8 protein-coding genes are annotated in these 8,278 nt (G+C 64.9%); 1 reads left to right on the top strand and 7 read right to left on the bottom strand.

Going from position 1 to position 8,278, the window contains the following annotated elements:
* Positions 1-51: 51 nt before the first annotated feature.
* The 7 genes from M1248_RS32975 to M1248_RS33005 all read right to left on the bottom strand — a co-directional run bounded on the left by M1248_RS32975 (position 52) and on the right by M1248_RS33005 (position 7,501).
* Complete coding sequence (locus M1248_RS32975) at positions 52-1,305, bottom strand: RNA polymerase sigma factor (protein WP_163735247.1); 1,254 nt, start codon at positions 1,303-1,305, stop codon at positions 52-54.
* Positions 1,306-1,315: 10 nt separating this feature from the next.
* The gene (locus tag M1248_RS32980) at positions 1,316-2,017 is read right to left on the bottom strand and encodes a YciI family protein (RefSeq protein WP_163735249.1); all 702 of its coding nucleotides are present in this window, start codon (positions 2,015-2,017) and stop codon (positions 1,316-1,318) included.
* A gap of 114 nt (positions 2,018-2,131) precedes the next feature.
* A complete protein-coding gene (locus M1248_RS32985; RefSeq protein ID WP_317150900.1) occupies positions 2,132-3,031 on the bottom strand; it encodes a cyclopropane mycolic acid synthase family methyltransferase in 900 nt (299 codons plus the stop codon).
* A gap of 87 nt (positions 3,032-3,118) precedes the next feature.
* Positions 3,119-4,000, bottom strand: coding sequence for a cyclopropane mycolic acid synthase family methyltransferase (locus tag M1248_RS32990; RefSeq protein ID WP_317150904.1), 882 nt, complete (start codon positions 3,998-4,000; stop codon positions 3,119-3,121).
* Between the two features lie 156 nt (positions 4,001-4,156).
* Complete coding sequence (locus tag M1248_RS32995) at positions 4,157-4,999, bottom strand: alpha/beta fold hydrolase (RefSeq protein ID WP_410506781.1); 843 nt, start codon at positions 4,997-4,999, stop codon at positions 4,157-4,159.
* 89 nt (positions 5,000-5,088) lie between these two features.
* Positions 5,089-6,435, bottom strand: coding sequence for an AarF/ABC1/UbiB kinase family protein (locus tag M1248_RS33000; protein WP_317150902.1), 1,347 nt, complete (start codon positions 6,433-6,435; stop codon positions 5,089-5,091).
* A gap of 76 nt (positions 6,436-6,511) precedes the next feature.
* Complete coding sequence (locus M1248_RS33005; RefSeq protein ID WP_317150905.1) at positions 6,512-7,501, bottom strand: oxygenase MpaB family protein; 990 nt, start codon at positions 7,499-7,501, stop codon at positions 6,512-6,514.
* Between the two features lie 96 nt (positions 7,502-7,597).
* Between M1248_RS33005 and M1248_RS33010 the strand changes: the two genes are divergently transcribed.
* Positions 7,598-8,194 (top strand): TetR/AcrR family transcriptional regulator, encoded by a 597-nt coding sequence (locus M1248_RS33010; protein ID WP_317150903.1) that lies wholly within the window; start codon positions 7,598-7,600, stop codon positions 8,192-8,194.
* Positions 8,195-8,278 lie beyond the last annotated feature (84 nt).

Consider the following 8,278-nt stretch of genomic DNA (forward strand, 5'->3'; position numbering starts at 1 on the left):
TGGACACACCGCACGCCCGCAGCTGCTTGACAACTTACGGCCCTGGGATGTCTAGTCGCCGGCTGGTGTATCCGCGACTGCCGGCTGCCCGCCACACTCGCCGTAGCGCCTGCGCAGGAACTGCCGGGCGGGTTCGGAACCGGCTCGGTCCAGCGCCTGCATATACCATTGCTGCGCCTCGACATGTCGACCCGCCCGACGAAGCAGGTCGGCGCGAATCGATGCGACGGTGTTCGAGCGCGCCATCCTCGCATCCTTGGCGACCTCGTCCAGGGCTGCCAGGCCGGCATCGAACCCGTCGCGAAAGCCGACCGCGAGGGCCCGATTCGCCTTGGCGACAGGGGAATCCGTGATCGCGATCAGTCGGTCATACGCCCGACAGATCCCATCCCAGTCCGTGTCCTCCCACCGCGCGGCCGTCGCGTGCAGCGCCGCGATCACCGCCTGCGGCAGGTACGGTCCCGTCGCTCCGGCTGCGTTGCGAAGTCGATCCAGCCCGCGCGTGATGCGCGCGCGATCCCACCGGCCGCGATCCTGCTCGTCGAGCGGTACGAGTGCACCGTCGGCGTCGATGCGCGTCTGCCGTCGGGAGTCATGCAGAAGCACGAGCGCGGCCAGTGCATGCCCGTCGCGCGCATCGGGCATCAACGAACACACCTCGCCCGCAAGCCGAATGGCCTCGTCGGACAATTCGTCGCGAATCGCCGACGGTCCGGCCGTCGACCAATAGCCCTCGGTGAAGACGGAATAGATGCAGGCAAGTACGTGGGGAGTGCGCTCAGGGAGCAGTTCGGGCGGTGGCACCCTCAGCGGAATGTTGGCGTGCCTGATCTTGTTCTTGGCCCGGGTGATTCGTTGACCGACCGCCGATTCCGACTGGAGCAGGGCGCGGGCTATCTCGGCGACTGTGAGCCCGGATATCAGCCGCAGCGTCAGGGCCAACTGTGAGTGCGGGTCCAGTGCCGGGTGCGCGCAGGTGAACATCATCCGCAGTTCGTCATCGCGAATCCGGTGCGGCACGCCCTGGCGGTCGGTGCGGGCGGTTATGTCGTCGAGCACCGCGGCAAGCTCTTTTCCAGGCCTGACGGATTCGCGGCGCAGCCGATCAAGCGCACGATTGCGCGCGGCCGTCACGATCCATCCCTCGACGTTGGCGGGAACGCCGTCGCGCGGCCAGGTCCGTATTGCATCGGCGAAGGCCTCCTGGACGGCGTCCTCGGCGACGGTGAGGTCGCCGGACCATCGCGCCAGTGCGGCGACGGCCGGGCCCCATTCGCGTCGAAAGACGCCGTCCAGGTCGGTCATTCGGCGCCTGCTAGAGGCCGGAGATACCCATGAGCTGGCGGAGCTCGATGGTCGTCGCCGGAATCATCGAAGCGACCTTGATGGCCTCGTCTCGGTCGGCGACGTTGAGGATGTGGAAGCCGTTGGCCACCTCGGCGCCCTCGATGTACGGCCCGTCGCTGAGCAGCACCTCGCCGTCGCGCACGCGCACCGTCGTCGCCGTCGACGGCACATGCAGCGGCGCACCTCCGTTGGCGCGAGCTCCCACCTGTGCGGCGAACTTTCCGTGTTGCGCGGCGATTTCGTTCCACTCCGGGGTTCCCGGCGCGAGGACGGAGTCGGCGGGCTCGAGCAGCAGCGCGATCCAGGTGTTGTTAAGCGGTTCGGTCGGCGGCATGTACTCCACCATCGGCCACACCTCGACTGCGCCGTGCTGACAGGCGGGGATGGCCGCCGCGATCGTCAATGCGTCGTCGAGATTGTCCGCCTCGAAGACGTAGTAGCCGCCGGCCACTTCGGCCGCCTCGGCAAACGGGCCGTCGGTGACGACCGGCGCGTCGGGCCCACCGGTGATCCGGGCTCCCGTGGCTGACGGGAGGAGGGCGTCGCCGGCGCGGATTGCGGAGCCGAACTTGGCGTGGAACGTCTCATAGGCCGACATGATCTCGGCGTGGCTGGCGGCGTCGGGCTCGTCGGTGGATTCGGGTCCCAGCAGTAGCGCGAAGTAGTACATGACGTCACCTTCCGGTTGCGAGCAGAACCCTGTGTCCCACTCTCTACCAAGACGACGAACCATGCCGCGGGGATCCGACAACCCGCGGCGAGGACTACTCGGCAGGCCTGAGGACTACGCGGCTGCGGCGCCCGGCTTCAGGTAGGTGACCAGGCTGACATCGATCGACTCGTCGATGAAGTAGTACTGCGCGCCCAACAGATACCGCATGTAGCGGTGGTAGTTCTCCTCGTCGGTGGCGGCGATCGCCGCTTCCTTGTCGCGCTCCAGGCGGTCGGCCCAGATGCCGAGGGTCTTGATGTAGTGGTTGCGCAGCGACCTCGGTTCGGGAACCACGAAGCCGGCCTTCTCGCCGTGCTCGACCATCATCTGGGTGGTCGGCAGGCGGCCGCCCGGGAAGATCTCGGTGATGATGAACTTGACGAACCGGGCCAACTCGAACGTCAGCTTCTTGCCGCGCTCGGCCAGGTCATACGGGTGGTAGCCGACACTGCTCTGAATGGTCATCCGGCCGTCATCGGGCAGTATGTCGAAGCAGGTCTTGAAGAAATCGTCGTAGCGCTCGAAGCCGAAGTGCTCGAAGGCCTCGATGGACACGATGCGGTCGACGGGGGAGTGGAACTGCTCCCAGCCCTCCAGGCGCACGTCGAACGTGCGCTCGCTGTCGACCTTGGCCAGCAGCTGATCGCAGTAGGCCTTCTGGTTCTTCGACAAGGTCAGGCCGATGACGTTGACGTCGTACTTCTCCATCGCCCGCTGCAGGGTCAGGCCCCAGCCGCAGCCGACCTCGAGCAGGGTCATGCCGGGCTTGAGGTCCAGTGCGTCGAGGTGCTGGTCGACGTTGGCGATCTGGGCCTCGGACAGCGTCACGTTGGGACTGGTGAAGAACGCGCAGCTGTACTTGCGCGTCGGGTCCTGGAACACGCCGAAGAAGTCGTCCGACAGGTCGTAGTGATGCTGGATGTCCTCGAAGTGAGGAGTCATATCCTTGGTGCCGGTGGAGTTGTCAGACATGATTCGCTAGTTGGCCTTCCTGGTGACGTCTACGGATTCGTCACTGTGATCTGGTCGTACACCCTAGCGTTTGGCGCGGTTCAGGCCCTAATTCGACGCCTGTTTGGCGAGCGTGAATTGGTTGACGTCGATATAGCCCATCCGAAAGCCTCTGGCGCAGCCAGTTAGATAGTGCATATAGCGGTCGTAGACCGCCTCGGACTGAGCAGCGATCGCGTCGTCCCGGTGCGCCTCCAGCGCGGCGGACCACGTGTCCAGCGTGCGCGCATAGTGCAGCTGTAGCGACTGGCGGCGGGTCAGGGTGAATCCGGCCGGGGTCGCGTGCTCGGAGACCTTCTCGATCGACGGCAGCCGTCCGCCGGGGAAGATCTCGGTGAGAATGAATTTAACGAAGCGCGCCACCTCGAAGGTCAGCGGAATCTTGCGATCCGCCATCTGCGGCAGCGTCAGCGCGGTGATGGTGTGCAGCAGCATCACGCCGTCGTCGGGCATCGACCGATAGGCCATCTCGAAGAAATCGTCGTAGCGGTCGAACCCGAAGTGCTCGAACGCTCCGATGCTCACAATGCGGTCGACGGGCTCGTCGAACTGCTCCCAGCCCTGCAGCAACACCCGCTTCTCGCGTGGACTGTCCGAGTTCGCGAAAACCTTTTCCACATGGGCCTTTTGGTTCTCGCTCAAGGTCAGCCCGACCACGTTGACGTCGTGGCGCTCGAGCGCGCGCAGCATGGTCGAGCCCCAGCCGCAACCGACGTCGAGCAACGTCATGCCGGGTTGCAGACCCAACTTGCCCAGTGCCAGGTCGATCTTGGCGAGCTGGGCTTCTTGCAGCGTCATGTCGTCACGCTCGAAATAGGCGCAGCTGTAGGTCTGGCTGGGATCCAGCCATAGGCGGAAAAACTCGTCGGACAGGTCGTAATGCGCCTGTACGTCGTCGAAATGCGGTTCTAACTTGCGGGCAACAGCCATCGGTTCGGTGCCTTTCTGGGGCATATCAGCAGCCCTACCGTCATCGCCGTTGACAGCTCGCAAAGCCCTGAAGCACTCGGCTTCGAATCTAGACCTGATCGTTCTCGGTCACTAATTGCGAGTGAAAGATCACACCGCTTACACAGCTGTAAACCGCTACGCCGCCGAAAAATTCGTCTTCAGTTCACCGACGATGTCGTCCCACAGTTCGCGCGGCAACTCGTGTCCCATGCCGTCGAAGAGCACCAGCCGCGCACCCTTGATTGCGCGGGCCACCGCACGTCCGCCGAACGGGCGCATCAGCTTGTCGGCCTTGCCGTGAATGACGACGGTGGGTGCGGTGATCTGGCGGTTGTAGTGCAGCAGGCTGCCGCTGCCCATGATCGCCGCGAATTGACGACCGATGCCCGCCGGGTAATAGGCGCGGTCATATCCCTCGATCGCCTCGGCGCGGACACGCTCGTGAGGCGCGGGATAGCCGGGACTGCCGATGATGCGGCTGACCCGGATCGCGTTCTCGATGATCGCCTCGCGGGTCGTGCCCTTGGGTCGCTGCAGAATGGCCAGCAGTTGTTTGGGACCGGGCGGCGGCAGCACCGGCTGGTTGTTGCTCGAGAAGATGACGGCGAGCGTCTTCGTGCGCACCTTGTGCCGGGCGGCGAAGATTTGCGCGATCATGCCGCCCATCGATGCGCCGACGACGTGGGCCGCGTCGATCTTCAAATGGTCGAGCAGGGCGGCGGCGTCATCGGCGACATCCTCGAGCGTGTACACGGCCGGGCTCTTGAGCCCGAGGAAGGACCGCACCATTCGTGGCGCCAGCGCCGCGCCGGAGTGCTGCCCCGTCACCTTGGACGACAGCCCGACATCGCGGTTGTCGTAGCGGATGACGCGCAAACCCTGATTGACGAGCATCTCGCAGAACTCGGTGCGCCACAACAACAATTGCGCACCGAGGCCCATGATGAGCAGCACCGCCGGATCGTTCGGGTCGCCCATGTCCTCGTAGTAGATGTCCAGATCGCCGGACGTGGCGGTGCCGGTGCGGCTGATCACATTGCTCCTCGCGCAAGCGCTCGTCGGTGCACTCAGGCCTCGACTTCTTCGGTGTGCTCCCTGCTGACCTCGACCATGAAGTTCGCGAAGTACCCCGTCAACTGCGGGTCGGTCATCATCTGCCACTTGGGTGCGAGCAGCTTCATGTAGCGCTCCACGTAGAGGAACTGCTTGCCGATCAGCACCAGTTCGCGCGGCAGCTTCACGTCGTACGCGTCGGCCAGCGTCGAAAGTTGTTTCCCGATCTCGGCATAACTCATATCGCCCAGCGACGACATGGTCAGCGGAGTCGCGAACTTCTCCAAATCCTTGGCGGCCTGGGCTTCGGGCTTCATGGTGCCGACCGCACCCATCAGGACGACGATCTTGCCGGCTGCCGCGTGGTCCTTCTTCACCAGCAGCGCGTACACGAGCTCTCTGAGGAGCCACCGTGTGCGAGGGTCGATGCGGCCCATGATGCCGAAGTCAAGGAACACGATTTTGCCGTCGGGGTCGACGAACAAGTTGCCCGCGTGCAGGTCGCCGTGGAACAGGCCGTGCCGCAGCCCGCCCTCGAAGACGCTGAACAGCAACGCCTTCACGAGTTCGGTGCCGTCGAAACCGGCCTTGCGAATCGCCGCGACGTCGTCGATACGGACACCGTCGACGCGCTCCATGGTGAGCACCCGCGCGCTCGTCAGATCCCAATAGACCTGCGGCACACGGATGTTCTTGCCCAGCGGGGAGGCGTGCATGTGCGACACCCATGCGTCCATCGACTGCGCCTCGAGCCGGAAATCCAGCTCCTCGGCGAGATTGTCGGCGAAGTCGGCGACGACGTCCTGAGCTGACAGCCGCTGCCCGAGCTTGGCGAACTCCACAAGACGCGCACCACGTTTGAGGATCTGCAGGTCGGCGGCGACGCGACGACGGATGCCGGGTCGCTGGATCTTGACGACGACTTCTTCGCCGCTGTGCAACGTCGCATAGTGCACCTGGGCGATCGAGGCCGACGCGAACGGTTTCTCGTCGAACTTCGCGAACAGGTCGGTCGGCTCGTCGCCGAGCTCCTCCCGGAACAGCTTGTGCACTTCGTCCTCGTCGGCGGGCGGGACCGCGTCGAGCAGGCTGCGGAACTCACGGCTCAGTTGCTCGCCGAATGCGCCCGGGCTCGAGGCGATGATCTGACCGAACTTGACGTAGGTGGGCCCGAGGTCGGCGAACGCTTTCGGAACCTGTTGGATGATCTTCTGCTGCAGCGAGCCCTTGCCGGTGAGCGTGCTGAGGACTCGCGCGCCTGTGCGGGTGATCTGCCAGCCGGTCACTCCGACGCGGGCTGCCTCAACCGGCAGCGGTACGCGGTCCAGCTTCGCCACCTCGCGGGGTTTCGAGGTACTCATAGGGGCAGTGTCTCAAAATCGGCGATGAGCCGCGAAAACGTGTGGAACGGGTCACACCCGCGGTCTGCGCCGGGCCTTAGTTCAAGCTGAGCTCCACCTCTTTGCGAGATAGCACCGGATCGTCGCCGAGCGTGTATTCCGGCAGCGTGTGCTTCACCGTCGTCCCGGATTTGACCCTGGCCTGGGCCTGCCGGAATTCCGGTGCCGGGCCGGCCGCGACATGCAGGCCGTTGATGATGCTCCACACGACGGCGCGCCTGGCCGTGCGTTCGACGATGTTGGGATCGCGATGCTGGATCAGCTGCTTGGCCCACTTCGGCATGGTGTCGCGGATGGCCCAATCGATCGCACTGTGCGGCATCGGGAGATTGGACCCGGTGGACATCGCCATGCCGTGGGTGACCGCGAGCCGGGGCAGATACGACTTCAGGCACTCGAGGGTGTCGGCCTTGGTGGTGGGCAGGTCCGTGCCGCCGAGTGCATGTCCGACGCGGACGAACTCGCCGTAGTAGTCGTCGATCTTCTTACCGCGCAGCGGGTTTGGGTGATACAGCTCGTGTGCGGTGGCCAGGCCCCAGACGACCGTCGCATAGTTCCAGCGCAGCCATTCGGGATCGTCGGCGTCGTAGGTGGCACCGTCGGGTCGGGTGCCCTTGATGGTGTGGTGCATCGAGCGCACCGATTTGGCGAGTCGCTCGGCGGTCTCGCTCGAGCCGTACGCCGTTCCGATGAAGAACGCCACGGAATGGCCGAGTCGCACCGAGGCGCCCTTGGGATCGATCTCGGGGACGGCCGTTCCGTTCTCGTCGCGCTTGACCAGTCGCGAATGGTGCATGCCCATCCAATAGATCGACGGGTCCAGTCGCTCGAGGTAAGCAGCGCACTGCAGGCCGAAGATGAGCGCGTGCATATGTGAATGCATGTGCCAGACGGCGCTGCCGGGTCCGAACCAGCCGGGGTCGGCGACGGGTGCGGCGAACTCCATGCCGCGGAAGAAGTGCTTGCGCACGCCCTCGTCGAAGCGCTGGTTGACGAACTGCCCGACCATTTGGTGCGGCAGGTACACGGTGGTTCCCTTCGACGTTCTGGTCACAGCTGTAGCCAGAATACTATTTGGACACGGATGTGACCAGAGTTGGCGGGTTCGGCCTACCCTGTGGTGGTGTCCAGTCCGACCCGATGGGCCGGCGTGCCGCTGACCGACCGGCGCGCCGAACGTCGAGCGCAGTTGATCGACGCGGCGTTCCGTCTGTTCGGCGACGGGGGTGAGGCCGCGATTGCCGTGCGTTCGGTGTGTCGCGAGTGCGGGCTGAACACGCGCTATTTCTACGAGAGTTTCGCGGACACGAACGATTTGCTCGGCGCGGTCTACGACCAGGTCAGTGCGCAGCTCGGAGTGGAAGTGGAGGCGGCGATCGCAGGGTCGGGTGATTCACTTCGGGACCGGACGCGGGCCGGGATCGCCGCGGTGCTCGGCTTCAGCTCGGCCGACCCGCGGCGCGGACGGATTCTGTTCACCGACGCGCGCGCCAATCCGGTGCTCGCCGCGCGGCGGACGGCGACCCAGGACCTGCTGCGCGAGGGCGTGCTGACCGAGGGTTGGCGGTTGAATCCGGGCTCGGATCCCGTTGCGGCGCAAGTAGGTGCGGCGTTGTACACCGGTGCGATGGCCGAGCTTGCTCAGCAGTGGCTTGCCGGGAACCTGGGCGACGATCTCGACTCGGTGGTCGAGTACGCGGTGCAGACGGTCCTGCGCTGAGCATCGAACGTATGTTCTAATGAAGCCATGTCCACTGACTCAAACTTCTTGGCAGGGTCGCGTTGTGCATACGCGGCTGATGTT

This window comes from Mycobacterium sp. 29Ha, from assembly GCF_032883055.1.
GTDB lineage: Bacteria > Actinomycetota > Actinomycetes > Mycobacteriales > Mycobacteriaceae > Mycobacterium > Mycobacterium gallinarum.